The organism is Flavobacterium akiainvivens, assembly GCF_001278115.1.
Taxonomy (GTDB): Bacteria; Bacteroidota; Bacteroidia; order Flavobacteriales; family Flavobacteriaceae; genus Flavobacterium; species Flavobacterium akiainvivens.
On sequence record NZ_LIYD01000005.1, the window covers coordinates 3166439 to 3192856 of the forward strand.

Consider the following 26418-nt stretch of genomic DNA (forward strand, 5'->3'; position numbering starts at 1 on the left):
ATGTTTTAGGGTAGTTTCTTACCAAAAGAAAATGCCCATTATAACAGATAACGCTATAAAGCCCAGCCCTATATAAAACCTTACGTTGCTTTTGCCTTCGTTTTTATTGCGGATGAATTTTCTGGTTGCAAATATAAATGCACCGGCTCCTACTAAAGCTATACACCAAACAGGCAGCCACTTACTGAAAGTAGGCATTAAAATAAGGACAAACATAGCATAGGCGTTAGCTATTTTATCTTCTAAAAGTATTTCCTGTTTCATAATTACCTGTTTTGCAGCTTTTGCCTGTTGTTAATGTACTTGATAACTTTTACCATAAAATAAATAAAGAATACTGCCAGCAGTATATTAAACAGCTGCCAAAAAAATAGGCTTATGCTAAAATCAGTGATTATTGTTTCCATAGAGGATATGCTTGGTTACAGCAAATATAGTAAAAAGCTACTAAGCTCCTGAGACGCTTAATTACTTAGCTTTAAATACAATAAAAAAGCCATACTTGTGCAGTACGGCTTATATGCTTAGTGGCTAAGAAGCTTTCTTAAAAAATCTTCTTGAAAATCCAGGTAAGGGCAGCGCTCTTAATAGGCCCGCTAAAGGCCCCTAAAAGCTTTGCAACCCTCATGGGCTTCTCACCTACTATATTTTCAACTGTAAGGCTGTCTTTAGCCTCATTAAGGTCTTTTTTAAAGCGGGCATAGGCCAGGTCTTTCTCAAGCTTTAAAATTTCGAGGTCCTGGTTTATTTCGGCAAAGCTGTTGTATATCTTAGTAACGGGCATGGCTATTCGTATTTTTTAAATAACATTTTAGAGAAGGTGGCAATAAGCGGGCCTTCTACAATCTTATCCTGAACCTTGTAAATTACAATGGCCATAATAAGGTATATAAAACCTACTGCCAAAAAGCCCAGTGCAAAATTATCAAACCAGTAGCCAAAGGCCAGCGCCAGCGCTATTGAAAAGAAAAGGGTAACTATAACCAGCATGGTGGCAAGCAAAAACAGCTTGAGCATCATGGCTGTAGACTTCATGAGCAGCTTAAAGCCCCAAAGCTTGTAATACTTCAGGTTAGCATCAATAAGCCTTTTAGCCTCATTTTTTAAGTCTTCTGCGTTTTCCTTTATCTCTTCAAATGCCATAGCGGTGGTTTATAATTATGCCTTAGCAGCGTTTTTAGCTCCTTTTTTAAGCTCTTCAAGCTTGCGCTCAAGTGTGGCAATTACATCATCGGCCTCATCTTTAGCGCTTGTTACAAGGCTGTCAAGGCTACTCTCAAGGTCTTGCTTGGCATGGCCAAATTTGCTTTTAACGGTTTCGGTAAGCTCGGCAAGCTTGTCTTTAATTTCATCTGCCTTGGTGCTTACACCGTCTTTAATTTTTTTACGTGTTTTAGATCCTGAATCAGGTGCGAATAAAATGCCTATTGCAGCACCCACAGCAGCACCTGCAAGTACTGCTACAATTGTTCCGGTTTTACCAGCCATAATATTAGTTTTTTGAATTAATAATTTACGTTGATGAATCAATATTATAAAGATAGCGCATTTTAACATTTGTAGGATGTTAAATGACCGTTAACGTAACGCTAAAGATTGCAAAAATTAAAATAAGCCCGTTTGGCGGGCTTTTGCAGGATAGTTGGAGGCTTTGTATTTCTTACAAAAAAGAATGAAGCAGGATGGATTTATGAGGGTCGGTTTTAATAATTATAAATTATAATATACTTATTTTTAATTGATTTTATTAATAATAGAGTAAGTCTATTGGAAAGCTCCTTAGCTGCTAAGCTTCTTAGCCACTTAGAATTTTTGGGAATAAAAAAACCGGAAGGGTTGCTTCCGGTTTTGTATGACTTAAAAAGATTGCTTCGTCGTTCCTCCTCGCAATGACTGCCACCCCGCCCTACGGGCACCCCCCCAAGGGAGGGGAATGCTCACTCAGTTGCGCTTCGACAGGCTCAGCGTGACAAACCTCATAAACTAAGTGGCTCATAAGCTAAGAAGCTTAGCAACTTCCTCTACTCTTTTGCTTCAAGCTTTGCCCATGTATCGCGCAGGCCTACTGTTTTGTTAAATACCAGCTGTTCTGCATTGGTATCAGTATCTACACAGAAATAGCCAAGGCGCTGAAACTGATAGCGTTCGCCGGCTTCAGCACTTTTAAGCGATGGTTCAAGGTAGCCGGTTATAACCTGTAGCGAATCGGGGTTTATGTAGGTTTTAAAGTCTACTTCTTTATCGCCGTCAGGGTTTTCATGTGTAAATAAACGGTCATATAGCCTTACTTCTGCTTTAACGGCATGTTGTATGCTAACCCAGTGTATGGTACCTTTTATCTTGCGAAGGCTGGCTTCAGAGCCGCTGCCACTGCGCGAATCAGTATCATAGGTAGCGTGGATTTCGGTAATGTTCCCATCGGCATCCTTAACAACGCTCTCACCTTTAATAATGTAGGCGTTTTTAAGGCGTACTTCCTTACCCAGTGTAAGGCGGAAATACTTGCTGTTGGCATTTTCCATAAAGTCTTCGCGCTCTATGTACAGCTCACGGCTAAAGGGCACTTCACGGAAACCTGCTGACTCATCTTCAGGGTTGTTTTCGGCTTCAAGCCACTCTTCCTGTCCTTCAGGATAGTTAGTTATTACCAGCTTAACCGGGTCAAGCACGGCCATAACACGTGATGCGGTTTTATTTAAATCTTCACGTACACAGAATTCTAACACGCTAACATCTACCAGGTTGGTGCGCTTAGCAATACCAATGGTATCGGCAAAATTACGTATTGAATTTGGCGTGTAACCCCTTCTCCTCATACCACTAATGGTGCTCATGCGTGGGTCGTCCCATCCGGTAACATATTTTTCCTGTACCAGTTGCAGTAATTTACGCTTGCTCACAACGGTATGGCTCAGGTTACGGCGTGCAAATTCGCGCTGTTTAGGGCGTGTTTTTGTGTTGTCGTATATCTGGTCAAGGAACCAGTCATACAGTTCCCTGTGCATAAGGAATTCAAGCGTACAAAGCGAGTGCGATACTGCCTCAAGGTAGTCGCTTTCGCCATGGGCCCAGTCATACATAGGGTATATTTTCCACTTCTCGCCGGTGCGGTGGTGGTGCTTGTGCAGTATGCGGTACATAATAGGGTCGCGCATAAGCATGTTGCTGCTGGCCATATCTATTTTAGCACGCAATACGTGTGTACCTTCTTCAAAATCACCGTTTTTCATGCCTTCAAAAAGGGCAAGGTTTTCGTCTACACTACGGTCGCGGTACGGGCTGTGTGTGCCCGGTGTGTTTGGCGTGCCTTTTTGTTTGGCCATGTCTTCAGATGACTGGCTGTCTACATAGGCTTTACCTTTTTTAATGAACTCAACGGCCCACTGGTACAGCTCCTGGAAATAATCAGAGGCATACAGCTCTTTATCCCATGTAAAGCCCAGCCACTCTACGTCTTTTTTAATAGCATCTACATACTCCTGCTCTTCTTTGGCAGGGTTTGTATCGTCAAAACGCAGGTTTACAGGGGCGTTGTACTTAAGCCCAAGGCCAAAATTAAGGCATATTGAACTGGCGTGGCCCACGTGCAGGTAGCCGTTTGGCTCGGGCGGAAAGCGAAAACGCAGCTTATCGGCACCAAAGCCCGCAGCCAGGTCTTCTTCTATTATTTGTTCTATAAAATTGAGTGAACGCTCTTCGGTAGACATAGTATTTTTATAAGTTGGGCAAAGATAAAAAAAAGGTGCTTAGGTACTAAGGTTCTGAGGTGCTTAGTGACTTAATTTTTGCTGAGTACCTTAGTATCTAAGAACCTTAGCACCTTTCTAAAAAACTCAGTACCTTAGCGCCTCAGAACCTTAGTACCTAAAAAAATGAGCTCCATAAAACTAAAAAACATACGCACTTTTTCTTATCACGGCTGCCTGGTTGAGGAAAGCAAAATAGGCAGTGACTACCGTGTTGACCTTGAAATTAAAACCGACCTGCGCAAAAGTATGCTTAGCGATGAGCTGGCTGATACGGTTGACTATGTGCACCTTAACAAGATTGTGATGGAAGAAATGGCCATACGCAGCAAGCTGTTAGAGCATGTGGCACACCGCATTATTAAGCGTATTTTTGATGAATTGCCACAGGTAAGCCGTGCCAATGTTGAGGTTTCTAAATTAAACCCACCCATTGGCGGTGACGTGGAAGAAGTAACCATACAGATGGAGGAGTTTAGGGCCTGATATTAAAATATTTAAAGATTTAATAATTAAAAGATTGCAGTAACCACGCAAAGAATTTTTTAATCTTTTAAATTTTTCAATCTTTCAATATAAAAATTTGTTTACATTTGCCATCCGAATAAATACTGGCATCTTGGCCGAGTGGCTAGGCACAGGTCTGCAAAACCTGCTACAGCGGTTCGAATCCGCTAGATGCCTCAACAAACAAAAAAGCATCCTTTACAGGATGCTTTTTTGTTTTTAAAGCTACTGAGCCGCTGAGTTTCTTAGTTACTAAGCTTTTTTTACCTCAGTGGCTAAGCGGCTTAGAAGCTAAGGAGCTTCATTATGCTGCTCCACCCTGTCTATAGCCTGTTTAAATATTTCCGGAAACCAGCCCTGTATTACCAGGAACGAGCCAAAAACTATTATCACAATGCTTATGCCCTGCTTTATTTTTACTATATTTTTCATGGTAAGCTTGCTGCGCAGTTGCTTGGCCAGCATTATTTTGCACACATCTACCAAAAAATACATGGTTAGTGTGCCTATAAAAAATACCATGATACGGCTGTTATCCATATTAAGCTTAGGGCCCCAGGTAATAATAATACCCAACCAGAACAGCAGTACACCTATGTTGATGAAATTCAATAAAAAACCCTTTGCAAACAGGCTGAAATAATCTTTACGGATAATTTCTTTACTGGCGTGGTCTATAAGCTCGCTCTTGGCAGACTTGTTTATTTTTATGTAGGATATAATGCCGTAAATAAGCATAATGAGCCCCCCGAAGATAAACAGGCCGGGTTCGTCTTTAAGCTTATGAAGCAATTTATAGCTGCTAAAATAAGCTATTAGTATAAAAAGGATGTCTGATGTTATTGCGCCAAGATCAAACGCTACAGCGGCTTTAAACCCCTTTAAAACGCTTGTTTCAAGAAGCACAAAGAAAACAGCGCCGGGCGTTATGCTCAAAAAAAATCCCAGCGGTATGGAGCCTGTAAAAATGTCTTCTAACATTAATGAAGTTTGTGGAGGCGGCAAGTTACGATTTTTTATCGAAAAAGGTTCTGAGGTGCTTAGGTTCTGAGGTACTAAGGTTTTTAACTCAGTACCTAAAAAAGAAAAACCGGAAGCCTGAACCCCCGGTTTTTATCAGAAACTATATTTTAAACTCAGTACCTAAGCACCTCAGAACCTTATTTAGACCTCTTAATAACCGCATCGTTAGTAGCAGTTTCGTTAATGGTTTCAGGGCTGCCGTGTATGGCTATTACGGCGTCGGCATCGGCAGTGGCGTTAACCACACCACTGGCTGTAATATTAGCCACTGCATCGTTAACCGCAGTAACTATGGTGTTTGTTGTTTTAAGTTTTTCAGCATCAAGCACTGCATCGCTGTCTACCCTTATGCTGTGGTCTACTGCACTTCCGGTAAGGGTTACAACGGCATCGCCGGAAGCAGCTGTTAACAGCGCCGTTACATTTACGTTAAGTTCTACATGGGCATCCTGGTGTACTGATATAGAAAGTTCTTTTACTTTTAGTTCGTCTTTACCGGTTACAGCAGCATCTGAAGACGCCGCAAGGCGCTGAAAACCTTTTTTGTAGTAAAGCGTTGCCTTTCCATCACCGGTTATAACAAGGTTACCGGCTTCCTGGTGTACTTCTATCTCGTTATCTTCTTCGTTACCATCTACAACAAGCTTGCTTTCGTTAGACTCTACCAGTGTAAGCACCACATCGCCTACAACAGCAAGGTTCTTAAATTCTTCTACTTTAATGGTTTGCTGTGCCGATGCCATTCCGAAAAAGGCAAGTGCGGCGGTAATATAAAATGTTTTCATACGTAAGTTATTAAAGATTGATTGGTTTAAAAAAATAAAAGATTGTGCCGAAAACACTAAGCTTTTTTAATAACGCCGTCGCTATCGGTTGTATTGTTTATTTTTTCGGGATTGCCGTGTATTTCTATAACGGCATCGCTATCGGCCAGGGCGTTTATTACTTTTTTGGCTTTTACAGCTGCGTGTGCGTCAGATGATGCTGTAACACTTGTAACATCTGTTTCGAGCCCAGAAGCCTTTAAAACAGCGTCAGACTGTATGGCAACGGTATGTTCTTTAACCGAACCTGTAAGTGTTACCACCGCATCTTCGGTAGCCACGGTATTCAGCTTGTCGGTTTTCATTTCAAGGGTTACCCTTGCATCACTGGAAGCCACAAGGGTAAACAGCTTGCCGGTTATAACATCTTTGCCGGTAACAACACAGTCTTCAGATGCGGCAAGGGTTTCTATGTTTTTATAGTACAGGGTTACATGGCCGTCTCCGCTAATGCTTAACATATCATTTTCCTGGTCTACCTGCACTTCGTCGTCGTCGGCAGTAATAACCAGTTTGTTTTCAGATGATTTTATAAGCGTAACGTGTACATCGCCATTAACGGCAAGGTTTTTAAAGTTGCTTACAGAGGTTGTGGTTTGTGCTGAGGCTATGCCAAACAAAGCCAGTGCAGCAAGGGTGTAGATGGTTTTCATACGTAAGTTATTTAAAGATTGAATGATTTAAAAATTTGAAGATTTTGTAATTATGCCGGCCTTCGACAAGCTCAGGCTGACCACTAAGTAGCTAAGCGACTCAGAACCTAAGTGACTATTTAGACCTTTTAATAACCGCTTCATTAGTAGCGGTTTCGTTAACGATTTTAGGGCTGCCATGAATGTCTATTACTGAGTTGGTATCGGCAGTTGCGTTTACGGTTTGGCTGGCGGTAATGTTAGCCACGGCATTGTTAGTTGTGTTTACGGTAGTGTTAGTTGTTTTAAGTTTTTCGGCATTAAGTACTGCATCGCTGTCTACACTCACATTGTGGTCTGTAGCTTTTCCGGTAAGGGTTAAAACTGCATCGCTGGCAACAGCTGTACTTAATGCTGTTACGTTTATGTTAAGCTCTACATGAGCATCACTGGCAACAGCTATTGTAAGCTCTTTTACCTTTAGCTCGTCTTTACCGGTTATAATGGCATCACTTGCAGCGGCAAGGTGCTGAAAACCTTTTTTGTAGTAAAGGGTTGCCTTTCCATCTCCGCTTATGGCAAGGCTATGGGTTGCCTGTTTTACTTCTACCTCGTTATCTTCTTCGTTACTGGCTATAACCAGCTTACTTTCGTTTGACTGTACCAGTGTAAGTACCACATCGCCACTAACGGCAAGGGTTTCAAACTCTTCTATTTTAATAGTTTGCTGTGCAGATGCCAGTCCGAAAAAGGTAAGTGCAGCAAGGGTATAGATGGTTTTCATTTTTATCGATTATTAGATTTTTCGACTTCAGGTAATTCAAAATATAAAATTTAGAATTTAAAATAATTATTTGGCTCTTTTTACAACGCCGTTGGCTGCCTTAACCTCGTTAACCTGCTTAGGGTTGCCGTAAATGGTAAGTTCGCCGCCCGATGCCACGTTTACACTTACTTCATCTTTAGCATTTACAGCTGCTTTTGCGCCAGCTGCTATTGTGATTTCTACTTTAGTGGCTTCTACTTTTTTAGCATCAAAATTAGCGCCCGATGCTATGGCTGCCTCTATTTTCTTAGCCTTGCCCGTAATAACCACTTCGCTGCCCGAAGCTGCTGCGGTTTGCAGGGTTTCAACATCAGTCACAAAGTGTACTTTAGAGCCTGCTGCCACACTAAGGGCAAATTCGGTTCCGGTAAAGGCGTCTTTGCTATGGGCCTCTGCCCCACCGCCTACTGCCAGGTTTTGCATGGCCGAAGTATAATATACAGTGGCCGATACACCTTCGTTACCCTTTGCAAGGCTTAGCGCCGTGTTCTCTCCATCGCTGGCAATTTTAAGGTTACCGGCATTGCCTTTGGTTACTTCTATACTGCTTGTGGTGGCTTTTACGAATGTAAGGTTTATTTTACCGGTAACGGCAAGTGTGCTGAATTCCCTCAGCTCGTTTTTTTGTGCCGATACAAAGCCAAATGTTGCTATAGCCGCAAGGGTGTAGATTGATTTCATATTTTTTTGATTTAATGATTGAAAAATTTAATGATTTAATGATTGTTACTGGTAAAGACAGCGTGTTTTAGAAATTGTTACAGTTTTTGAGGAAAAAGTTTCTGAGGTGCTGAGGCACTTAGGTTCTGAGTATAAAAAAACCGGGAATAATCCCGGTTTGTGTTTATCTAAGATTACTTCGTCGTTCCTCCTAGTAATGACAGAACCCGAAGAAAGTGTTATAAAAAACTAAGTACCTCAGTGTCTTAGCAACTCAGTACCTTATTTAATAACATTGATTCGGCCGCCTGCGGTTTTGCTTTCGTTTACCTGCTTAGGGTTGCCATAAATGTCTATATCGCCACCGGCACGGGTTTTAGCCTCAACAAGTTCTGTTGCATATACATCGGCTTCGCCACCGGCGTTTATGGCAATAACGGTCTGGCTGGTTTCCAGGTTTTTGCCTTTAAGTATAGCGCCTGATTTTAACACCACATCATGGTTGGTAGCTGTACCGCTTAACTCCAGTATACCGCCCGAAGCTGCATTGCTGTTAAGCTTGCTTACCTCAAGGTTTAGTTTTACGGTAGCGCCTTCTTTGGCATCGGTTTTAAAGGCTGTGCCCTTAAAGGTATCGGCAGAGCTTACAAAGGCGCCCTCGCTGGCTTCTACCTGGTCTATATTGCCTTTGTAATAAACAGTTGCCTCAACGTCTTCGCCCTGAAGCAGTTTTGTAAACTTCATGCGTATTTTAAGGTCGTTGTTTTTGTTGACCACCTCTACATCGCCGGCTTTTTCGCCGCGTATTTCAATTTTGTTTTCGGTAGATTTTACAAGCGTTACGGTTATCTGGTCGAACGCGCGAACGGTGGTAAAATCGCCCAGGCTCTTGTTTACCTGTGCTGTTATAAGCTGGCTAAAGCCAATAAATGCTGCAATGATTAATTTTTTCATGATGATTTTTTTAAGTCAAAAGTTTAAAGTCAAAAAGTCTTAAAGTGCCCTTAGACTCCCGATAGCTGGGAAAGGGTGACAATAATACTGTAAAGACAGAAAAAACTGCCTTTTGTTACACTTAGGCAAATTTTGTACCATAAAAAAGCAACTGAGCTACTAAGCTTCTTAGCCGCTTAGCTAAAAAAGCTTAGTAGCTCAGTGACTCAGAAGCTTAGCAGCTTCTTTTATTCATTCTTCCTGAGAAACGTAAAGTCCAGCTGTTTTTTAACCAGGTCGGCGTTTTTAACCTTAACCCAAACCTCGTCGCCCAGCTGTAGCAGGTTGTGGGTAACCTCGCCTACAAGGGCATATTGTTTTTCGTCAAAGGTGTAGTAATCGTCTTTTATCTCGCGGATGCGGCACATGCCTTCGCACTTATTGCTTACAATTTCTACATAAATACCCCACTCTGTAACGCCCGATATTACACCCAGGAACTCTTCATCTTTATGGTCGAGCATAAACTTAACCTGCATATATTTGATGCTGTCGCGCTCTGCATTGGCTGCCAGGTTTTCCATATTGCTACTGTGCACGCAAAGCTCTTCATAATGCTCTTTATCGGCGGTTTTAGCACCATCAAGATAGTGTTGCAGCAACCTGTGCGCCATAACGTCAGGGTAACGTCGTATAGGCGATGTAAAGTGCGAATAATAGTCGAACGCCAGGCCGTAGTGGCCTATGTTATCCGTACTGTATTTGGCCTTGCTCATACTGCGAATGGCCAGTGTATCTACCAGGTTTTGCTCTTTTTTACCCTGAACTTCTGTTAAAAGGTTATTAAGCGATTTTGAGATATCTCCTTTAGACTTAAAGTTTATAGAATAGCCAAACTTAGAGATAACCGTTTGCAGGTTAATTAGTTTGTCTTCATCGGGCTCATCGTGAATGCGGTATACAAACGGCTTTTCAGGGCGCTGCTTACCTATAAATTCGGCCACCTTACGGTTAGCCAAAAGCATAAATTCTTCAATAAGGTGGTTGGCATCTTTGGCTACTTTAAAGTATACACCTACCGGTTCTGCATTTTCATCAAGGTTGAATTTAACTTCTACTTTATCAAATGAAATAGCACCGTTTGCCATACGCTTGCGGCGCAGTATTTTAGCCAGCTCGTCAAGCTTTAATGTAGCATCCTGAATATCAGCAGGTACAGTGTACTCCTCCCCTGTCAATGATATTTCAGCAGGTATTGTATTGCCCTTGGTTTCAATAATATGCTGGGCCTCCTCATAGGCAAAACGCTGGTCTGAATAAATAACCGTACGGCCAAACCACTGGTTTTTAACCTCTGCCTTTTCGTTAATTTCAAATATGGCCGAGAAAGTATATTTCTCCTCATGTGGCCTTAACGAACACGCATAGTTGCTCAGCACTTCCGGCAGCATGGGCACTACCCTGTCTACCAGGTAAACAGACGTTGCACGGTTGTAAGCCTCGGCATCAAGAATGGTACCTTCTTCCAGGTAATAACTTACGTCGGCAATGTGTATACCTACCTCATAATTACCGTTTTCCAGCTTTTGGTACGACAGTGCATCATCAAAATCCTTGGCATCTTTAGGGTCGATAGTAAAGGTTAAGATATTACGCATATCCCTCCTGCGGGCAATTTCTTCGGGGTGAATTTCGGTATCAATCTTCTGGGCATAGGCCTCAACATCTACAGGGAAATCGCTTGGCAGGCCGTATTCGGCAAGTATGGCGTGAATTTCGGTATTGTGTTCGCCGGGCTTGCCCAATACCCTTAGCACCTCACCAAAAGGGCTGTCGGCTTTGGCAGGCCAGTCGTCCATCTTAACCAGAACAACATCGCCGTGCTGGGCATCGCCTATTTTATTTTTTGGGATAAAAATATCGGTATACATCTTGGCATTGGCAGTGCTTACAAAGGCAAAATTTTTCTGGATGTCTATAACACCCACAAATTCAGTCTTATGGCGTTCAATAATTTCTACCACTTCGCCTTCAGGCCTGCGGCCACGGCGGCGGTTGTATATATATACCTTAACCTTGTCTTTATCAAGGGCTTTGTTGAGGTTATTGGTAGGGATAAATACATCATCTTCCAGCTCTGGCGATACAAAATAGGCCGTTTTGCGGCTGGTCATATCAATTGTGCCTTCTATATAGTCGGCCTTGCTTATCACACGGTATTTACCTTTATCGGTTTCTTCAATCTTTTCTTTACCGGCAAGCAATTTCAGTTCTTTGATAATCAGGTTCCTGCTTTGGGTGTCGTTAAGCTCCAGCGCTGCGGCTATCTGCTTGTAGTTGAATGACTTATTAGGGTCTTTAGAGAGTATCTTGTAAATTTTGTGCGAAAAGTCTTTTTCTTTCTTCACTGACGGTTTTCCGTTCTTCTTATTCATATAACTTTTAAAATTTGCAGGAAAAATACGAATTACTAACAGAATTATAAGAGTCTTTAATGAAATAATAACGTTTAAACCTGTAACTTTATACAGTATATACACAATACTAACAGGCCTATGGAACATTTTGTAACCGCAGCCGTATTTACTTACCCCCACGAAATAGCCATACTAAAGCACCTGCTGCAGGATGCCGGCATACCTTTTTACTTCCAGAACGAAACCATGGCTGCCTTTGCACCCCTGTATGCAAACGCCCTGGGCGGCATAAGGCTACTGGTTCACCCAAACGACTTACCTACCGTAAAAGATATACTCGACAGTTTTAAATACAACAACCATTTAAAAATAGTTTAGAACAGAAAAACCGGTTTACAGTTTTCAACAGTTATTAAATAATAAAAAATCTTTCTTTTAAATTTTAAAAATTTTTGATTGTTATTATTGCTTGTTGATAAGTGGGAAAACTTTTTAAGGGATTGCCCATTTTGAGAGTTATACAATTTTATACAAAGGTTTCAACAATGTTAAGAGTGTGTAAAAATTTTAAAATGAGGTGGTTTCGTTTTTTTCGTTACAGGTTATTAACAATGGTTAATTTGTGTTTTTATACCCGGGTTATGGAAAACTTTACCTGTTAATAGTTGTTAATAACTCGTGTTAACGTTTTGATAACACAACAAAAAGTTTACAAAAAATTTATTTGGAAAATTCGCACCTTTTTCTCCTTATAAATTTTTGGATACGGGTTAAAAAAATCTTTGTTTTTTGGTTGTAGAGTTATCAACAAAGTTGTTGATTTTGTAGTGTCTTTATTTTCAGGGCATTTAAATAGTTACTAACACCGTAGGATTTTAACATATTTATTTGTAATATAATAGGCAACCCACCCTAACTTATTAATAGCTACGGCGTTATTGTTTTATGCCTATTTAAGCCGTAACTTTGCCCTGAACAATACAACACTTATTAGTATATGAAAATTAGTATAGGCAACGACCACGCCGGCCCGGAGTATAAAAAAGCCATTGTAGCGCACCTTGAATCAAAGGGTTATGAAGTTATTAACCACGGAACCGATACGGTAGACAGTGTTGACTATGCCGATTTTATTCACCCGGTGGCTACCGATGTTGAAAACGGTACGGTAGAGTTTGGCATTATTATTTGCGGAAGCGGTAACGGCGCCGCCATGACGGCCAACAAGCACCAGAAAATTCGCGCGGCACTGTGCTGGACCAAAGAAATTACTGAGCTGGCACGCCAGCATAACGATGCCAACATACTGAGCATACCTGCCCGCTTTACCAGCAAAGAACAGGCTGTGGCAATGGTTGACACTTTTTTAAATACGGCTTTTGAAGGTGGCCGCCACCAAACCCGTATTGACAAAATGCCTTGTATGTAATATCAGGCACTGACTGAATTAACATTAATTCCGTCAACGTACTGACTCAATTTATATAAATTCCGTCAATCAACTGACGGAATTTTCATTTTTATATGGTTTTATAAAAGTTAGTAAAAACCCCTTATTTTACAGGTGTTTGACACAAATGCCGTAAAAATGCCGTAGTAAAACCGTTACCAAAGGCACACTGGCCGGGGTAATTTTGCGGCATAATCTTTAAAACAAAACCACATGACAACAGTAGGTAAAAAAATTGCCGAAATAAGGAAACAAAAAGGGCTGACACAGGAAGAACTATCGGAAGCGGCGAAGATAAACCTGCGCACTCTGCAACGTATAGAAAAGGATGAAACCGAGCCGCGCGGCAACTCACTACAGGGTATATGTGCAGCACTGGGTGTGCCGGTAGAAAGCATACTGGATTATGGCAAGGTTGAAGACCCGGGCTACCTGGTATTTTTGCACCTTTCGGTACTGGGTGGTGTGTTTATACCGTTTGGTAATATTATACTCCCGCTGATTTTATGGCTTAACAAGCGCGACAGGATAAAGGAAGTACAGCTGCACGGTGCCACTATTTTAAACTTTCAGATTGTATGGCTGGTTGTTATTAACGTGCTGTTAGTTACCTATTTTTTGTTGAAAATTACAAAGGAGGCGTATGCAAATAATTATGCTTATGCGGCTATGGCTGTATATGCAATCAACCTAATATGGCCTGTTGTAAATGCAATACGGGTTAAGAAAAACCCTGAGAAACAGTTGTATCCGGTGCTGATACGTTTTGTAAAATAGCAAAATCCCGCCTATGCGGGATGATGGTTTTACTATTTTTTAAAACCCGGATTCTATCATATCGTATTGTGTTGTTTCTTTGGAAATAATATAAATGCCGAAACCACATAAAACAGCAGCAGGTGGCCGGAGAACATTCTTGTTTCGTTTGCTTTGTAATAGGTGTATTCTGCCGGGGTAATGGTTTTTATACGTTTTCCGTGATCTGTAAGCACATATTGGCCGTTTTCAATATTGGGCATACCTCCATCTGAGGTGTGCAGGGCTGTATAAAAATTAAATGCTGTATAAGCAAAGAGCAGTATCCCTACTATTTTTACCCAAACAGGCACATAATCTAAATTAATTTTTGAACGCGAAAAATAGTTTATGGCAGGCATTTCGCCGGTGCGCCTGTATTCTTCCATTTGCTGTTTTTTCTTTAGATGTATTATAGAAGGTATAAACACTATAAAAACGCCAGGACCCAATGTTGCTAAAAACAAGCCGGAATTATTTATGCTAATCCCAAGAATGGAAATAATATGTACAGTAAGGCATACTAAAAAGCCTATACAGGCAGTGTAAAAGAAGTATTTCATATAGAAGGTGTTGGTGTGTACTAATTTACAATAAATCCCGCCACGGCGGGATTTATTGTTTTTATAAGGGTTGCGGTTTGTCATGCTGAGCGGAACGCAGTGGAGCCGAAGTATCTTTGGGTTTAATACATTTTAAAAGAGAGATTCCTCAACTCCGCAAACTTCGTTCGGAATGACAAAAATGCCGGATTATTAACTACCCCAACACGTGCTGTGCCAGTACTTTTTGCACGTCGTATATGTTAACCGATTTGTTGAATTTTTTGGTGATGCTTGGGTTGGCCTCGCTTGATACCCATATTTTCAGTTCGGCATCAAGGTCAAACGTGCCCGATGTTTCTATGCTAAAGCGGGTAATGCTTTTGTAGGTAATGCTAAAATACTCTACTTTTTTACCGGTAAGGCCCTGCACATCTATAATTATCATGCGCTTGTTGGTAAAAATAAACGTATCGCGAATAAGCTTAAAGCCTATTTCAATCTGCTCGCCATCGGTTAGCAGCTGGCCGTATTCGGCCTGAAGTTTAGCGGGGTCTACTGCCCCGGCGTTGCCCAGTAAAGAAGAAAAAAGTCCCATAATTGTTTGTTGATTTTAGTTAGGTAAATGTAGCGGATTTACCTATTGGTAAGGCAAAAAAATTCCGCCAAAGGCTGAAAAGATTAATATGTAAACCGGTCAATGTACACCTGCCGTTTTGCCTCGCTTATACCCAGCACGGTGTGGATGTAGTTGTCTACAGACCCGTATTTTGATTCAATTTCGTCAAATGCGGCCTGCAGGTAGGCGGTTTCAATCCAGCTGAGTTTTTCGAGTACGCCAATATCCATCTTCGGGAAGATAAAGTGGAAGTTATTAGTCTTACGCAACCGTTTGTTTATGAGGTTTTTACGCTGGTTGTTGCTGGTAAGGTATTCATTAAAAATAACACTGTCGTCAAAACGCAGCACCTTTAATACCAGTGCAGTGATAATGCCGGTGCGGTCTTTACCGGCGGTGCAGTGGTATAGTACAGGTGCATCAGAATCTAACACCTGGTGTATAATGGTTTTAATAACATCGGGCTTTTCGGTAACGTAGCCGCGGTAAAAGGCCAGCATACGGTTATTGGCATCGGTGCTGTTTACTTTGCCTTTTAAAACAAGGGTGCGCGCCTGGTTGAGCTGATCGCCCTTGTCTTCAAACGCGGCAAGGCGCAGGTACTGCACCCCGGGCGGAATTACGTCGGGTTTTTGGGCCACCTCGGCATCGGTACGCAGGTCGATAACCGTTTTAATGCCCAGGTTAGTGAATGCCGAAAAGCGTTTGGGTTTGAGGGCACTGAGGTCGGCGCTGCGGTATATAAGGCTGTCTTTAAGTGTTTTGCCCTGGCTGTTGGTAATACCCGCCACGTTACGGAAGTTGTTAATACCCTTAACCGTAACGGTTGTAGCGGTAACGTTTTGCGCCATTTCGGCCTGCTTAAAATTGTAGGATGAGCACGAGCCCAGCGCCAGCAGTATGATGAAGCTAAATTTCCTTAGCATTGGTATTGTATTGAATGCTAAAGGTACGAAGGGTTTGGATATAAAAAAATCCCGCTCGGGCAGGATTAAGATTTAGTTGCGGCAGAAATTATACAGCAATTTGTACCACATCATTTTGCAGTTCAACATTAAAGTTTACTTTAGCTTTTAATGCGCCAAATACTTTTAAAATAGTATCTAAAGTAACATTGGTAGTATTGTTTTCAAGCTTTGATATCTGCGCCCTTTGCACACCTATAAGCTTACCAAGCTGTTCCTGTGTAAGGTTACGCTCCAGGCGCACTTTTTTTATCAGGTCGCCTAATACCTCAAGCTGAAGTTCCTGCTCATATACCTGCCTGTTTACCGTTTCTTTTGTACCAATAAATTCGTCTTTAATCTGGTCGAAGGTAAATACCTGAAGCTCTTTATTTTCCATGATTCCTGTTTTTTAATTCAAAGTATAAGACCCTTATTTTTTCTGCTTTTTCAATTTCCTTTTCAGGGGTTTTCCCGGTTTTTTTAATAATACCATGTGTAGCCAGAACCAGCGTTTCTACTTTGTCTGTTTTATCCCAAAATGCAAATATCCTGATGTGCTTAGTGTTGTACAATGTGCGGAACTCCCAAATTTCGCCTTTTAGCTTTTTAAAGAGCTCGTTATCATTTTTTACCCTGGCTTTGTCAATATTAAAAATTATTTTGCGGCGTGTTTTTTCATCAAGAGATACTAAAAACTCACGTGCCTCTGTTAAAAACAGCACTTCAAACTTTGTCATTGAGGATGGTTTGTTTCCTTACAAAGATACAAAATAATTTTAGATGCAATAAAAAATCCGCCGTTTGGCGGATTTTTAGTGTTTTGAGATTTGTTATGCTCAGTGGAGTTGAAGAATCTCTTTAAGGCTGTTGCGGTTATTTTTTTGCAGCAGATATATAATAATTTATTGCAGGCTTTGCGCTATCCAGCACTACAAAATTAAAGGTTTCGGAATCCCAGTCTACCGAGATGCTGTCGCCGTTTTTAATGTTTATTTTAGAGAGGTAATAGGTGTGCAGGCCGTTATTAACATTGTGACCTGTTTTTATACTGCGTTTTTCTCCGTTTACCGTTACGGCTATAGCACCGGTGTTTTCTTTTTTGGTGGTTACCACTATCCTCTTTTTTTTGGGTACTAATTCTGTCATACGGTTAACGGAAAGGCTAAATGTGCTGTCTGATGGGCTGCGCAGCTGATCTACGACCTCCTGGTTGGTATTGGTAATGTAATGGGTAAAGGCACCGTCGCACGAGGTTAACAGGGCGGCAACGCAAAGGCTTAAAAGTGTTGTTTTCATGGTTGAGAGTTTGTTATGTTTTGCGGAGTGGTTTTGTCATGCTGAGCGGAGCCGAAGCACCTCATTTTACTTGTTTCTATACAGTTCTTCATACACTGTCCAAAATCCCCTGCTTTCTTTACGCCAGGGTATACTATGTGCGGGGTCATACAGCATATCATATACTATATTGTACGAGCCTTTATAAGGTTCTATTTTGTATTTTACTTCGGTAAAATGTTCCTCTCCTTCCGTTTTAATGGCAATGCTATTGGCCGATTTGCGGCGCCATTGTACCTCGTGGCGGTATTCATAGGGTTCTTCATCGTCCTGTCCCCACGAGTACATGTTTCCGGTACCATCAGCGTTCAGTACCAGCTCAGTTCCCATAACAATATGGAAACCGCCTTCGTTAGTGGTTTGCCAAATGCCCACAAGTTCATCTTGTTTGGGACGTTTTTTAAAGAAACTGAACATAGTTATTATTAAACGTTTTTGTCATGCTGAGCGGAGCTTGCGGAGTTGAGGTATCTCTAATTATTCTCTAAATTACGTTCTTTTATGGCCTGTGCTTCTTCATTAGGGATTACCTCCTGTAAAATTACAAATTTTTTAAGGTTGTCAGAATATGGCCTGTACACGCCAATACCGCCCAACAGCTTCAGGGCTATACCGGCAAATTCCCAGGCATCATATTCATCGGCTTCAAAAACGCCAGTGGTAAGCTGTTCAAAGCCATGGGTTTCGCCATATTGCTTTATGGTTTCAGCCGGTTTACGGGCTTTGGCTAATACACTTTCGTTATGCCAAGCCCACATCCATGTGTTGCTTTTTTCAGATAACGAGCCCACATCGGCATACCTGAAATTGAGTTGCTCCTCCCCTGTTGAAAACGTAAACAGCCCTGTTTGCTGGTCATAATACCAGTTGGCATAACTGTTTATATCGTAGCGGGTATGCATTTCGTCCTGAAGGGTGTGTAGCTCCTGGTGGCACTGTGCGGCGAAGTCTTGGTAGGTCACGGTTGTTTATCCTTAAATTTCTCAAGCATCTCAGCACTGGTTTTATACCTGCCGTTTTTAAAGTCGTCTTCAGACTGGTCAATCCTGCGGTTTAATTCTTCAACCGTCATGGGTTTAAAATGGTCGTTTGGTTTGTTTTGCATGTGTGAGTTTTTTTTGCTGGCGCGGACATTTGTGCGTGCTTTTTAGGTTGTTGCAAGCAAGCTGTTTCTGAAAACATTTTCTCTGTGATAATGTATATATTTTATATTTTCAGGTTTTAAATCAATCCTAATATTAGGATTTATACCAATTAAATCAAGATCACTTATTTCATTAGAAATAATAATTTTTCCAGAATCTTCAAATGATATAAAACCAAGATCAAATAGTTTATCATAAGTTGGTAATAGTAATAGTCCGTTAAATTTATCTATTCTTTCAGAATTATTACTGATTTTCCAAGGTTTAATATGTGAAGCTATTAACAATCTTATATCCTTAAATTTTGAAATTGAACAGGTGTTCCATAAATTTATTAAATCTGATCTATATTTTCCTTGTCCAATCCTACTTAAAATTATTGTGGTTTTTTCTGATTGAGTTAATGATGTATCACTATTAATGTTATTTAAAATGACTTCATCAATCATATCAGTATTTAATTCTAAAAATTCAATATATAAATCAAATGATCTACTATACATACGATTGCCTTTTACATTTTTTGAAATAAATTCTTCACGACTGAAATATTCATCCCTTAGTAATGAAGCTTGTCTAAAATCAATGATTTTATATAAATCAATTTCTTTATTGAATGATTTTTTAAAATGATTAGAAATTGTCGTTATTGTGGATGAGTACTTTTCAGGTTTAGTTATATGATTGTTATTTGATTTAATCCAAGTTAGGAATTTTTCTTCCATGATATGAGGTTTTTTAGTCTCCCAAACATACAAAATTCCCTACACAAAAAATCTCCCCTCACCCCACCCGCCCCAAAAACTTTTTCTTGATATTTGCATTCCTTATTTCCACTTATCGATGACAAACATACAATACATAGCCGGGCTGGTAAGCGCCCCGGCCAAGGGCATTGAGGCCACCGTACAACTGCTGGCTGAAGACTGCACCATACCCTTTATTGCCCGTTACCGAAAGGACAAAACCGGCAACCTTGACGAGGTTATCATAGAGCAGATTGCCAAATACAACCAGGCTTACGAAGCCATTGTAAAGCGTAAGGAGGCCATTATAAAGGCTATTACAGAGCAAAACGCCCTTACGCCTGAGCTAAGTGCTAAAATAACCGCCAGCTTTGATTTAAACGACCTGGAAGACCTGTACCTGCCCTTTAAGAAGAAAAAGAAAACCCGTGCCGATGCCGCCCGCGAAAAGGGGCTGGAACCGTTGGCCAAGATTATCATGGCGCAAAACGCCGACGATATGGATTACCTTGCCGGCAAGTACCTGAATGACAAGGTGGCCAATGAAGACGAGGCGCTACAAGGAGCACGCGATATTATTGCAGAGTGGATTAACGAGAACGTGTACGTGCGCAAAGGCATGCGCCGCATTTTTGGCCGCAAAGCAGCCATTACCACAAAAATAGCCAAGGGTGGCGACCCGGAGAAGGCCAAAAAATTTGAGCAGTACCTGGACTGGAGCGAGAATCTTGCCAAAGCGCCGTCGCACCGCCTGCTGGCCATGCTTCGTGCCGAAAATGAGGGTGTAATAAAATTTAAGGTTGAGGTTGATGATGATGAGGCGATTGACTTTATAGACCAGGCCATTATAAAAAACAAGAGAGAAACTGCCGCACAGCTGCGCCTGGCGATAGACGACAGCTACAAGCGCCTGCTGGGCCCGGCAATCAGTAACGAGGTGCTGGGCGAGGCCAAGGCCAAAGCCGATGCCGTTGCCATACAGGTGTTTGCGGCCAACCTTCAGCAGTTGTTGCTGGCACCGCCGCTGGGGCAGAAGCGCATTTTGGCGATCGACCCCGGTTTTAGGACGGGGTGTAAGGTGGTGTGCCTTGACGAGCAGGGCGGCCTGCTGTATAACGAAACGATCTTCCCACATGCGCCGCAAAACGAAACGGCCATTGCCATGAAAAAAATACGCTCTATGGTCAACGCCTACAAAATCGATGCAATTTCCATTGGTAACGGTACCGCCAGCCGCGAAACAGAGCATTTCATCAAAAAAATTGCGTGGGACAAGCCTGTGCAGGTGTTTGTGGTGAGCGAGGCCGGGGCTTCGGTGTACTCGGCGTCTAAAATTGCACGCGAGGAGTTTGGGCAGTATGACGTTACCGTTAGGGGTGCGGTGTCTATTGGCCGCCGCCTGAGCGACCCGCTTGCCGAACTTGTAAAAATTGAACCCAAAGCCATTGGTGTAGGGCAGTACCAGCACGATGTGGACCAAAGCCAGCTTAAAGACGAGCTCGACACCGTGGTAATGCGCTGCGTGAACTCCGTTGGCGTAAACATCAATACCGCCAGTAAGTCGCTTTTAGGATATGTATCGGGCATAGGCGAGAAGCTTGCCGAAAACATTGTGGCCTACCGAAGCGAGAACGGTCCGTTTGAAGACCGCAAGCAACTTAAAAAAGTCCCAAGGTTGGGGGAGAAGGCCTACCAGCAGGCGGCGGCGTTCGTTCGTATTCCCAATGCAAAGAACCCGCTGGATAACAGTGCCGTACACCCGGAGGCCTATACCATTGTGGAGAAAATGGCAAAGGATTTAAAACTCAAAACGGCCGACCTGGTAAGCAACAAGGAGGCCATCAAAAAAATACATGTAGACGGCTATGTTACGCCCGAAATAGGCAAGCTTACGCTGCAGGATATCCTTAAGGAACTCGAAAAACCGGGGCTTGACCCAAGAAAGTCGGCCAAGGTGTTTGAGTTTGACCCTAACGTTAAATCAATGGCCGACCTGCGTACCGGCATGGTGCTGCCCGGCATTGTTAATAACATTACCAATTTTGGCTGCTTTGTAGACATAGGCATTAAGGAAAGCGGCCTGGTGCACATCTCGCAGCTTAAGGAGGGCTTTGTAAGCGATGTAAACGAAGTTGTAAAACTGCACCAGCACGTTACCGTAAAAGTAACCGAGGTAGATGAGGCCAGGAAAAGGGTAGCGCTGACGATGATTTTGTAGTTGTTGGTTGTTAGTTGCCGGTTGATGGTTGTTGGGAGCTACACGGTACGCGTTATAATGAAACGCGGATGACACGCCCTTCGGCAAGCTCAGGGTGACAAAGCGGATTAACACGGATTTTAAGGGCATGAGTGGCATTCCCCTCCCTCGGAGGGGTGGCCGCAGGCCGGGGTGAGTTGTAACACTGAGCTCCGCTGAGCACGACAAAAACATTAAAAACACAAACCACTGAACTACAAAACCTTATACATAATCTAAATAAATATTATGCATGCCTAACTAAAATTTGCTTGCAGGTTTCGGGTAAATGTATAAATTCGTATTCCGAAAAAAATAAAAAATGCAAAACCCTGCACTCGATGCACTTAATATAGACTACAGGCCCATACTGGCTTGCCTGGCTATATTTTTTGTACAATTGGTGGTACTTGGGGTGGCATTCTGGAAACTGTTTGCAAAGGCAGGCCAGCCGGGCTGGAAAGCGCTTATACCCATTTATAGCGCTTATATTATGCTTAAAATGGTAAATAAGCCGTGGTGGTGGCTGCTGCTTATGCTTATTCCGCTTGCGGGGGTAGTATGGGCCATATGGGCGCTCAACCTTTTTATAAGGGCGTTTGGCAAGCAGGAAGAATATACGGTGCTGAGCATCTTTTTTCCGCAGGTGTTTTTTCCGGCACTGGCGTTTGATAAAAGCGCGGTATACACAAACCCCGCCGATGCCAAGCCTTACAAGATTTAGTTAACTAACCCAAATTTGAATACCTGAAACCCTCTTGTCATCATACAGGAGGGTTTTTTTATTTAAAGTCGGCTTCGGTGTATTCTTCAAGGGGGTCAAAGTTTTTAAAGCGCGGAAAATCTTCGTTATAAGCTTTTTGCTGTATAAGGGTTTCTTTGCCGTTTTTATTGTACCGATGTACTTCAAGCTGGCCGTCAAAAACGTTGACGCTGGCAAAAAGGTGCAGGGTGTCGGCGTCAATGCTTAGGAACGATGTAGTGGTACCGCCGTGAAGCGCCCAGGCATCTATACAGTTAAGCCTGTTGTTGTAGTGCAGGTTGGAGTAGTTGTCTGAGTTTTTTATGGGTTTTAAGAGCCCCGACTGCTTGTTATACATAAACAGTATGCGGGCATCGTTACCGCCACGTGCGGTGTTTATTGTTTTAAAGGTAAAGTCGTTATGCCCGTCGTTATTAAAGTCGGCATATTTAGGGTTGCAGGCAGTAGCCTCGTAAGGCCAGGTAAGGTGCTGTTTTTCTATCCATTTTTGGTTTTCTTTCGCATAAAACCTAATGTCGGCATACATCGTGTCGGGTGAGGTAATAACCTTCAGTTCCACCTTATTTTTACCTTTTATGCCTATTTGAGTGCTGTCAGCATACTGCTCGCTTACATAAGGTTCAAATGTTTTTCTGGCTTTTGCATTTGCCTGTGATGGGGCAGGTGGAAGCGAATCATGCACGGGTGCAGGTTGGGGCAGGGGTTTTTCTGCTGTTTTTACGTCTTTACAGCCCATAACTGCAAAAAGCGGGATAAGTGTGAGGCAGGTTGGTTTCATGGCAGCAGAGAGGCTTATTTGTGGTTTTTAGTGTATAACGTAATATCGAGGTTGAATATTTTTGAAATGATTTACAACCCAGCCCTTCTCCCGATAGCTATCGGGATCTCCGGGGGAGATGAATCCACTCTGCCGGTATTGGTGTGGCAGTATAAGTACTGTTTAATTTTTTGACACAAAGGCCACCAAGTTTTTGCACTACGTTCACGAAGCCTTTACTTTTAAAGGCCACAAAGCTTTGTGGGAATGCCAATCTTACCTTTATAATATCTACCGGCTTTTTCAAGGTTGATGTAAGACTATACTATTTTAAACATCAAGGCACAAAGATTTCTATGTTATCAAACAAGTAANGGAACACAAAGGGAGCTACAGTGCTTTTTACTATACTTTCGAGGACGTTGCCCCGGCTAATATGCGCGACCCCTTCAGGGTCGGTGTGTCCATAATAAATAAGGGTACAAGACGATTTGCTCAGTAGTTTAAAAGATCACTTCGTCGTTCCTCCTCGTAATGACGGGACCTGAAAATCAATCCGAAAGGGGGAATACCACTCCTGCTTACAACCCTTTTTTGCGCAAATAATCACGGGCTTCCATAAGGGCAAAGCCCAAAAGGTTTGTGCCGCGCCACACGCGGGGGTTGTGTATGGCAGGGTTATCTGCCGCAAGGCCTGCACCCCAAATGGCATCTATGGGGCTGGCTTCTACCAATACCCTGTCGCCCGTGGTAAGCAGGTAGGTGCCCAGGTTTTTGTTCTGGCTGAATTTAAGTATGCTGCCCTGCACTACTATGTCAAACTTGTGGGTGTCCCACAGGTGTTCGTCATAATTGCGAACCTCGCGGCCCAGTGCCTTGGCTTCGCCGGGCTTTACGCTGTTTATTATTTGTTTTTCTATTTCGGTATCGCCAAAAAGGGATGCCTTTTGTGCCATCATGTAGTGCTCGGCGGTTTTGTAGGTAATGCCATTCTCTGTAAACGGGCTATCATACCACTGGCTGAAGCACGATTTATCTACCGTGTTGTTGTGTGCCGGGGTGTTGCCCCAAAAATACAGGTATTTTAGCTGTGCGCCGTTTTCTAAATCTGCTATAAGCTGCGGTAAGGAGTAGGTTTGCATTGTGGTTTGGTTTGTGTAAAGGTAAGGATTGGCGGTTTAATTTAGGGCGGTGTTTGAAATCTTAAATGTTTGAAAGCCACCCCGGCCTGCGGCCACCCCTCCTGGGGAGGGGAATGCCACTCCTGCCCTTAAAATGCCCGAGGGCGTTGCCCCCGGCTAATATGCGCGACCCTTTCAGGGTCGGTGGTATGTTAAAATGCTAAGTAGCTAAATAACTTAGTAGCTCAGTAGCTCAGTAGCTTTTTTAAAACAAGAATCCCCTATTTAAACCTAAACAGGGGATTCTAACCTTTATAATAAAAAAAGATATTATAATTTATTTTCTTCCTGTGCCTTTTTAGAAGGTGCAGTGTTTTCGTCTTTAGCAGCGTTCTTAAATTCTTTAATACCGGTACCTAAACCTTTCATAAGTTCCGGAATTTTTTTTCCGCCAAACAGCAATACTACAACTGCCAGTATTAAAAGGATTTCTGTTAAACCAAATTTACCACCCATGACTTTAATGTTTTAATTCGCGACAAAGTTAACTATAAAATAAATTCACACCCTAATTTACGGTAAATATTTAAGCCTGGTTTTATTTACAGGCAATAAATTAACATATTGATTGTGTGGCTGCCCGTAAAATATTACTGTTTTAAAACCTCATTAACCTTATCTACAACGGCATTGGGCGTTATGGTGCGCATGGCATCTTCATAGCCTTTAACCTGTTTATTTCCGTAAACCGATGTGGGCAATGCAGGATATTGTTCTCTGTTGGCCATTAGCTGGCGGCTTTGGGGCTGCATAAACGGCACAAAGCCCAGGTAGGGGTGGGTAGCACCCCAAAGGGTTATTACCTTAGTGCCCAGCATGGCTGCCATGTGGCCGTTAGCGCTGTCCATACTTACCATTACATCAAGGTTGTTTATAACCTTTAGTTCCTGCTTAAGGTTAAGCTTGCCACCGGCTATAACCACCACGTTTTGCTTTGTACCTGCAAACCTTTTAAGCGAATGGGCCTCATCTTTACCGCCGCCAAAAAGCAATACTGTAGTATTGGCCTGTGCGGCAAGGCTGTCTATAACCTGCTGCATAAGGTCTTTTGGGTATACTTTGCCGGCGTGCTGTGCAAACGGGGCAATGCCTATCCAGGTGCCGGTTTTAGTGCCTATGGTACCTGTAATGTCTTCGGTAAGGGGTTCACGCTCCGGGAAAACCGGGTTGCTAAGGTCTACCGCATGGCCCAGGCCGGCAAACACGGCTGCATACTGCTGTGTAACGTGGGGCATGGGTTCAAACGCTTTTTTAACCGGTGCGGTAAGCGCTGCCCTTTTATCGCGCAACTTATCGAGCGTTGCCACAGTTTTGCCGCGGCGCTTAAATAAAAACGTTAGCACCTTTGTGCGCAGCACGTTGTGCAAATCGGCCACGGCGTGTATGTGCAGCGCCTTGAGGTCTTTATAAAGCGTTAGCAGGCCTTTAAGCCCCTTGTGGCGGCGCTCAAAATCGGGCTCGGCAAAGCTTACGTGCGGCAGGCCGTCAAAAAACGGCTTGTACTGCACGCGCGATACTACGGTTATCTTAAGGTGCGGATATTGCTGTACCAGTGCCCGTATAACGGGCACCGTCATAGCTACATCGCCCATTGCCGAAAAGCGTAGTACGAGTATGTGTTTGTAACCTTTGTGTTTGTGTGGCATTGTAAGAAAAGGGGGATAACCTTAAATGCTTAGTGTCAGTTTACTTTTTATTTTGGTACAATACGGGGTTTAGTTCCTCGTCGTTATACATTTTCATTTGCTTATACACTTTCATGTATTTGTTGCCGGCTTCAATATCGGCAAGCAGTTCGTCTATGGCGGTGCTAAGGTCTTTCTTTTGCTCCAGCAGCACGTTTAGTTTTTCCTGGCACTTTGCGCGGTGTTCGGGCGTGGCCTCGGGGCGGGTAGCCTCTTCGCGCATGTGGTATATTTTAAGGGCCAGTATGCTAAGGCGGTCTATGGCCCAGGCAGGGCTTTCGGTGTTTATTTTAGCATCTGCCTTAGGGGTAATATGCTTATACTGCTCAAGAAAATAGCTGTCTATATACTCTACCATATCAGTACGCACCTGGTTGCTGGCGTCTATTTTACGCTTAAGGTCCAGCGCCGCTACCGGGTCAATGTTAGGGTCGCGCACTATGTCTTCATAATGCCACTGTACGGTGTCTACCCAGTTTTTGGCATACAGCAGGTGCTCAATCTTATCTTTGCGGAAAGGGTTGTTTACAGGCTGGTTAATATCGTCAAACTGGTGGTAATCGTTAATACTCTGTTCAAAAACAGGAAATGCAAGTGATGAAAACATATACTAAATTTTTTACAAAGATAGTTTTTTAATAAATTTATG

At 42.6% G+C, this 26418-nt stretch carries 34 protein-coding genes and 1 tRNA gene; 7 read left to right on the forward strand and 28 right to left on the reverse strand.

Annotation, left to right across the window (positions count from 1 at the left end):
- Positions 1 to 18 precede the first annotated feature (18 nt).
- From AM279_RS14215 to AM279_RS14235, 6 genes are all read right to left on the reverse strand, one after another.
- A complete protein-coding gene (locus AM279_RS14215; protein ID WP_054408695.1) occupies positions 19 to 264 on the reverse strand; it encodes a hypothetical protein in 246 nt (81 codons plus the stop codon).
- A gap of 2 nt (positions 265 to 266) precedes the next feature.
- Complete coding sequence (locus AM279_RS20675) at positions 267 to 407, reverse strand: hypothetical protein (RefSeq protein ID WP_160316454.1); 141 nt, start codon at positions 405 to 407, stop codon at positions 267 to 269.
- 137 nt (positions 408 to 544) lie between these two features.
- Positions 545 to 784, reverse strand: coding sequence for a DUF6327 family protein (locus tag AM279_RS14220; protein WP_054408696.1), 240 nt, complete (start codon positions 782 to 784; stop codon positions 545 to 547).
- A 2-nt stretch (positions 785 to 786) separates the two neighbouring features.
- A complete protein-coding gene (locus AM279_RS14225) occupies positions 787 to 1143 on the reverse strand; it encodes a hypothetical protein (protein WP_054408697.1) in 357 nt (118 codons plus the stop codon).
- Between the two features lie 15 nt (positions 1144 to 1158).
- Positions 1159 to 1488 carry a YtxH domain-containing protein gene (locus tag AM279_RS14230; protein ID WP_054408698.1) on the reverse strand — a complete coding sequence of 110 codons (330 nt, stop codon included), beginning with the start codon at positions 1486 to 1488 and terminating at the stop codon, positions 1159 to 1161.
- A 533-nt stretch (positions 1489 to 2021) separates the two neighbouring features.
- Positions 2022 to 3707: a glutamine--tRNA ligase/YqeY domain fusion protein gene (locus tag AM279_RS14235; RefSeq protein WP_054408699.1), complete on the reverse strand. Its 1686-nt coding sequence runs from the start codon at positions 3705 to 3707 to the stop codon at positions 2022 to 2024.
- 165 nt (positions 3708 to 3872) lie between these two features.
- Between AM279_RS14235 and folB the strand changes: the two genes are divergently transcribed.
- Together folB and AM279_RS14245 are read left to right on the forward strand one after the other, a co-directional pair.
- Positions 3873 to 4232: a dihydroneopterin aldolase gene (folB, locus tag AM279_RS14240; protein ID WP_054408700.1), complete on the forward strand. Its 360-nt coding sequence runs from the start codon at positions 3873 to 3875 to the stop codon at positions 4230 to 4232.
- 127 nt (positions 4233 to 4359) lie between these two features.
- A tRNA-Cys gene (locus AM279_RS14245) sits at positions 4360 to 4430 on the forward strand.
- 114 nt (positions 4431 to 4544) lie between these two features.
- Here the strand turns inward: AM279_RS14245 and AM279_RS14250 are convergent.
- The 7 genes from AM279_RS14250 to rnr form a co-directional block, all read right to left on the reverse strand.
- Entirely contained in the window at positions 4545 to 5234 is a 690-nt protein-coding gene (locus AM279_RS14250; protein WP_054408701.1) for a LysE family translocator, read from the reverse strand.
- 179 nt (positions 5235 to 5413) lie between these two features.
- Positions 5414 to 6061: a GIN domain-containing protein gene (locus AM279_RS14255; RefSeq protein WP_054408702.1), complete on the reverse strand. Its 648-nt coding sequence runs from the start codon at positions 6059 to 6061 to the stop codon at positions 5414 to 5416.
- Between the two features lie 56 nt (positions 6062 to 6117).
- The gene (locus AM279_RS14260) at positions 6118 to 6753 is read right to left on the reverse strand and encodes a GIN domain-containing protein (RefSeq protein WP_054408703.1); all 636 of its coding nucleotides are present in this window, start codon (positions 6751 to 6753) and stop codon (positions 6118 to 6120) included.
- A 115-nt stretch (positions 6754 to 6868) separates the two neighbouring features.
- The gene (locus AM279_RS14265) at positions 6869 to 7516 is read right to left on the reverse strand and encodes a GIN domain-containing protein (protein WP_054408704.1); all 648 of its coding nucleotides are present in this window, start codon (positions 7514 to 7516) and stop codon (positions 6869 to 6871) included.
- A gap of 66 nt (positions 7517 to 7582) precedes the next feature.
- Entirely contained in the window at positions 7583 to 8239 is a 657-nt protein-coding gene (locus AM279_RS14270; protein WP_054408705.1) for a GIN domain-containing protein, read from the reverse strand.
- A gap of 261 nt (positions 8240 to 8500) precedes the next feature.
- The gene (locus tag AM279_RS14275) at positions 8501 to 9172 is read right to left on the reverse strand and encodes a head GIN domain-containing protein (RefSeq protein ID WP_054408706.1); all 672 of its coding nucleotides are present in this window, start codon (positions 9170 to 9172) and stop codon (positions 8501 to 8503) included.
- Between the two features lie 227 nt (positions 9173 to 9399).
- Entirely contained in the window at positions 9400 to 11586 is a 2187-nt protein-coding gene (gene rnr, locus AM279_RS14280) for a ribonuclease R (RefSeq protein WP_054408707.1), read from the reverse strand.
- A gap of 120 nt (positions 11587 to 11706) precedes the next feature.
- Between rnr and AM279_RS14285 the strand changes: the two genes are divergently transcribed.
- The 3 genes from AM279_RS14285 (at position 11707) to AM279_RS14295 (ending at position 13795) form a co-directional block, all read left to right on the forward strand.
- The gene (locus AM279_RS14285) at positions 11707 to 11946 is read left to right on the forward strand and encodes a putative signal transducing protein (RefSeq protein ID WP_054408708.1); all 240 of its coding nucleotides are present in this window, start codon (positions 11707 to 11709) and stop codon (positions 11944 to 11946) included.
- Between the two features lie 619 nt (positions 11947 to 12565).
- On the forward strand, positions 12566 to 12997 hold the full coding sequence (rpiB, locus tag AM279_RS14290; RefSeq protein ID WP_054408709.1) for a ribose 5-phosphate isomerase B: 432 nt from the start codon (positions 12566 to 12568) through the stop codon (positions 12995 to 12997).
- Between the two features lie 234 nt (positions 12998 to 13231).
- Positions 13232 to 13795: a helix-turn-helix domain-containing protein gene (locus AM279_RS14295; RefSeq protein WP_054408710.1), complete on the forward strand. Its 564-nt coding sequence runs from the start codon at positions 13232 to 13234 to the stop codon at positions 13793 to 13795.
- 56 nt (positions 13796 to 13851) lie between these two features.
- On the opposite strand, the gene AM279_RS14300 is transcribed toward AM279_RS14295, so the two are convergent.
- From AM279_RS14300 to AM279_RS14340, 10 genes are all read right to left on the reverse strand, one after another.
- Positions 13852 to 14376, reverse strand: coding sequence for a hypothetical protein (locus AM279_RS14300; protein ID WP_143090394.1), 525 nt, complete (start codon positions 14374 to 14376; stop codon positions 13852 to 13854).
- A 196-nt stretch (positions 14377 to 14572) separates the two neighbouring features.
- Positions 14573 to 14953, reverse strand: coding sequence for a PH domain-containing protein (locus AM279_RS14305; RefSeq protein ID WP_054408712.1), 381 nt, complete (start codon positions 14951 to 14953; stop codon positions 14573 to 14575).
- 83 nt (positions 14954 to 15036) lie between these two features.
- Positions 15037 to 15900 carry a tyrosine-protein phosphatase gene (locus AM279_RS14310; RefSeq protein ID WP_054408713.1) on the reverse strand — a complete coding sequence of 288 codons (864 nt, stop codon included), beginning with the start codon at positions 15898 to 15900 and terminating at the stop codon, positions 15037 to 15039.
- 88 nt (positions 15901 to 15988) lie between these two features.
- Positions 15989 to 16318, reverse strand: a complete 330-nt coding sequence (locus AM279_RS14315; RefSeq protein WP_054408714.1) for a helix-turn-helix domain-containing protein — start codon at positions 16316 to 16318, stop codon at positions 15989 to 15991.
- Entirely contained in the window at positions 16308 to 16658 is a 351-nt protein-coding gene (locus AM279_RS14320) for a type II toxin-antitoxin system RelE/ParE family toxin (RefSeq protein WP_054408715.1), read from the reverse strand. The genes AM279_RS14315 and AM279_RS14320 overlap by 11 nt, the downstream gene beginning before the upstream one ends.
- Positions 16659 to 16794: 136 nt before the next feature.
- Positions 16795 to 17217, reverse strand: a complete 423-nt coding sequence (locus AM279_RS14325; RefSeq protein ID WP_054408716.1) for a hypothetical protein — start codon at positions 17215 to 17217, stop codon at positions 16795 to 16797.
- 66 nt (positions 17218 to 17283) lie between these two features.
- Positions 17284 to 17673: a hypothetical protein gene (locus AM279_RS14330; protein ID WP_054408717.1), complete on the reverse strand. Its 390-nt coding sequence runs from the start codon at positions 17671 to 17673 to the stop codon at positions 17284 to 17286.
- 56 nt (positions 17674 to 17729) lie between these two features.
- The gene (locus AM279_RS14335; protein ID WP_054408718.1) at positions 17730 to 18218 is read right to left on the reverse strand and encodes a DUF6882 domain-containing protein; all 489 of its coding nucleotides are present in this window, start codon (positions 18216 to 18218) and stop codon (positions 17730 to 17732) included.
- Positions 18215 to 18361 (reverse strand): hypothetical protein, encoded by a 147-nt coding sequence (locus AM279_RS20680; RefSeq protein ID WP_160316455.1) that lies wholly within the window; start codon positions 18359 to 18361, stop codon positions 18215 to 18217. The genes AM279_RS14335 and AM279_RS20680 overlap by 4 nt, the downstream gene beginning before the upstream one ends.
- 42 nt (positions 18362 to 18403) lie before the next feature.
- A complete protein-coding gene (locus tag AM279_RS14340) occupies positions 18404 to 19126 on the reverse strand; it encodes an HNH endonuclease (protein ID WP_054408719.1) in 723 nt (240 codons plus the stop codon).
- A gap of 118 nt (positions 19127 to 19244) precedes the next feature.
- On the opposite strand from AM279_RS14340, the gene AM279_RS14345 reads away from it, so the two are divergent.
- Both AM279_RS14345 and AM279_RS14350 read left to right on the forward strand, forming a co-directional pair.
- On the forward strand, positions 19245 to 21365 hold the full coding sequence (locus AM279_RS14345; protein ID WP_054408720.1) for a Tex family protein: 2121 nt from the start codon (positions 19245 to 19247) through the stop codon (positions 21363 to 21365).
- Positions 21366 to 21705: 340 nt separating this feature from the next.
- The gene (locus AM279_RS14350) at positions 21706 to 22107 is read left to right on the forward strand and encodes a DUF5684 domain-containing protein (RefSeq protein WP_054408721.1); all 402 of its coding nucleotides are present in this window, start codon (positions 21706 to 21708) and stop codon (positions 22105 to 22107) included.
- 58 nt (positions 22108 to 22165) lie between these two features.
- On the opposite strand, the gene AM279_RS14355 is transcribed toward AM279_RS14350, so the two are convergent.
- The 5 genes from AM279_RS14355 to AM279_RS14375 form a co-directional block, all read right to left on the reverse strand.
- Positions 22166 to 22924: a hypothetical protein gene (locus AM279_RS14355; protein ID WP_143090393.1), complete on the reverse strand. Its 759-nt coding sequence runs from the start codon at positions 22922 to 22924 to the stop codon at positions 22166 to 22168.
- Between the two features lie 560 nt (positions 22925 to 23484).
- Complete coding sequence (locus AM279_RS14360) at positions 23485 to 24045, reverse strand: NADAR family protein (protein WP_054408723.1); 561 nt, start codon at positions 24043 to 24045, stop codon at positions 23485 to 23487.
- 309 nt (positions 24046 to 24354) lie between these two features.
- The gene (tatA, locus tag AM279_RS14365; protein WP_054408724.1) at positions 24355 to 24540 is read right to left on the reverse strand and encodes a twin-arginine translocase TatA/TatE family subunit; all 186 of its coding nucleotides are present in this window, start codon (positions 24538 to 24540) and stop codon (positions 24355 to 24357) included.
- Between the two features lie 134 nt (positions 24541 to 24674).
- A complete protein-coding gene (locus AM279_RS14370; protein WP_054408725.1) occupies positions 24675 to 25730 on the reverse strand; it encodes a glycosyltransferase family 9 protein in 1056 nt (351 codons plus the stop codon).
- Between the two features lie 40 nt (positions 25731 to 25770).
- On the reverse strand, positions 25771 to 26376 hold the full coding sequence (locus AM279_RS14375) for a DUF4254 domain-containing protein (protein WP_054408726.1): 606 nt from the start codon (positions 26374 to 26376) through the stop codon (positions 25771 to 25773).
- Positions 26377 to 26418: the final 42 nt, after the last annotated feature.

Bases quoted from the DNA above. Each gene is read 5' to 3' on its own strand.
- AM279_RS14305 (WP_054408712.1), bottom strand. From the start codon at position 14,953: ATGGGACTTTTTTCTTCTTTACTGGGCAACGCCGGGGCAGTAGACCCC.
- folB (WP_054408700.1), top strand. From the start codon at position 3,873: ATGAGCTCCATAAAACTAAAAAACATACGCACTTTTTCTTATCACGGC.
- AM279_RS14375 (WP_054408726.1), bottom strand. From the start codon at position 26,376: ATGTTTTCATCACTTGCATTTCCTGTTTTTGAACAGAGTATTAACGAT.
- AM279_RS14250 (WP_054408701.1), bottom strand. From the start codon at position 5,234: ATGTTAGAAGACATTTTTACAGGCTCCATACCGCTGGGATTTTTTTTG.
- rnr (WP_054408707.1), bottom strand. From the start codon at position 11,586: ATGAATAAGAAGAACGGAAAACCGTCAGTGAAGAAAGAAAAAGACTTT.
- AM279_RS14310 (WP_054408713.1), bottom strand. From the start codon at position 15,900: ATGCTAAGGAAATTTAGCTTCATCATACTGCTGGCGCTGGGCTCGTGC.
- AM279_RS20680 (WP_160316455.1), bottom strand. From the start codon at position 18,361: ATGCAAAACAAACCAAACGACCATTTTAAACCCATGACGGTTGAAGAA.
- AM279_RS14320 (WP_054408715.1), bottom strand. From the start codon at position 16,658: ATGACAAAGTTTGAAGTGCTGTTTTTAACAGAGGCACGTGAGTTTTTA.
- AM279_RS14345 (WP_054408720.1), top strand. From the start codon at position 19,245: ATGACAAACATACAATACATAGCCGGGCTGGTAAGCGCCCCGGCCAAG.
- AM279_RS20675 (WP_160316454.1), bottom strand. From the start codon at position 407: ATGGAAACAATAATCACTGATTTTAGCATAAGCCTATTTTTTTGGCAG.
- AM279_RS14225 (WP_054408697.1), bottom strand. From the start codon at position 1,143: ATGGCATTTGAAGAGATAAAGGAAAACGCAGAAGACTTAAAAAATGAG.
- AM279_RS14325 (WP_054408716.1), bottom strand. From the start codon at position 17,217: ATGAAAACAACACTTTTAAGCCTTTGCGTTGCCGCCCTGTTAACCTCG.
- AM279_RS14235 (WP_054408699.1), bottom strand. From the start codon at position 3,707: ATGTCTACCGAAGAGCGTTCACTCAATTTTATAGAACAAATAATAGAA.
- AM279_RS14300 (WP_143090394.1), bottom strand. From the start codon at position 14,376: ATGAAATACTTCTTTTACACTGCCTGTATAGGCTTTTTAGTATGCCTT.
- AM279_RS14295 (WP_054408710.1), top strand. From the start codon at position 13,232: ATGACAACAGTAGGTAAAAAAATTGCCGAAATAAGGAAACAAAAAGGG.
- AM279_RS14330 (WP_054408717.1), bottom strand. From the start codon at position 17,673: ATGTTCAGTTTCTTTAAAAAACGTCCCAAACAAGATGAACTTGTGGGC.
- AM279_RS14370 (WP_054408725.1), bottom strand. From the start codon at position 25,730: ATGCCACACAAACACAAAGGTTACAAACACATACTCGTACTACGCTTT.
- AM279_RS14350 (WP_054408721.1), top strand. From the start codon at position 21,706: ATGCAAAACCCTGCACTCGATGCACTTAATATAGACTACAGGCCCATA.
- AM279_RS14260 (WP_054408703.1), bottom strand. From the start codon at position 6,753: ATGAAAACCATCTACACCCTTGCTGCACTGGCTTTGTTTGGCATAGCC.
- AM279_RS14220 (WP_054408696.1), bottom strand. From the start codon at position 784: ATGCCCGTTACTAAGATATACAACAGCTTTGCCGAAATAAACCAGGAC.
- AM279_RS14255 (WP_054408702.1), bottom strand. From the start codon at position 6,061: ATGAAAACATTTTATATTACCGCCGCACTTGCCTTTTTCGGAATGGCA.
- AM279_RS14340 (WP_054408719.1), bottom strand. From the start codon at position 19,126: ATGGAAGAAAAATTCCTAACTTGGATTAAATCAAATAACAATCATATA.
- AM279_RS14355 (WP_143090393.1), bottom strand. From the start codon at position 22,924: ATGAAACCAACCTGCCTCACACTTATCCCGCTTTTTGCAGTTATGGGC.
- AM279_RS14215 (WP_054408695.1), bottom strand. From the start codon at position 264: ATGAAACAGGAAATACTTTTAGAAGATAAAATAGCTAACGCCTATGCT.
- AM279_RS14270 (WP_054408705.1), bottom strand. From the start codon at position 8,239: ATGAAATCAATCTACACCCTTGCGGCTATAGCAACATTTGGCTTTGTA.
- AM279_RS14285 (WP_054408708.1), top strand. From the start codon at position 11,707: ATGGAACATTTTGTAACCGCAGCCGTATTTACTTACCCCCACGAAATA.
- rpiB (WP_054408709.1), top strand. From the start codon at position 12,566: ATGAAAATTAGTATAGGCAACGACCACGCCGGCCCGGAGTATAAAAAA.
- AM279_RS14360 (WP_054408723.1), bottom strand. From the start codon at position 24,045: ATGCAAACCTACTCCTTACCGCAGCTTATAGCAGATTTAGAAAACGGC.
- AM279_RS14265 (WP_054408704.1), bottom strand. From the start codon at position 7,516: ATGAAAACCATCTATACCCTTGCTGCACTTACCTTTTTCGGACTGGCA.
- AM279_RS14315 (WP_054408714.1), bottom strand. From the start codon at position 16,318: ATGGAAAATAAAGAGCTTCAGGTATTTACCTTCGACCAGATTAAAGAC.
- AM279_RS14230 (WP_054408698.1), bottom strand. From the start codon at position 1,488: ATGGCTGGTAAAACCGGAACAATTGTAGCAGTACTTGCAGGTGCTGCT.
- AM279_RS14275 (WP_054408706.1), bottom strand. From the start codon at position 9,172: ATGAAAAAATTAATCATTGCAGCATTTATTGGCTTTAGCCAGCTTATA.
- tatA (WP_054408724.1), bottom strand. From the start codon at position 24,540: ATGGGTGGTAAATTTGGTTTAACAGAAATCCTTTTAATACTGGCAGTT.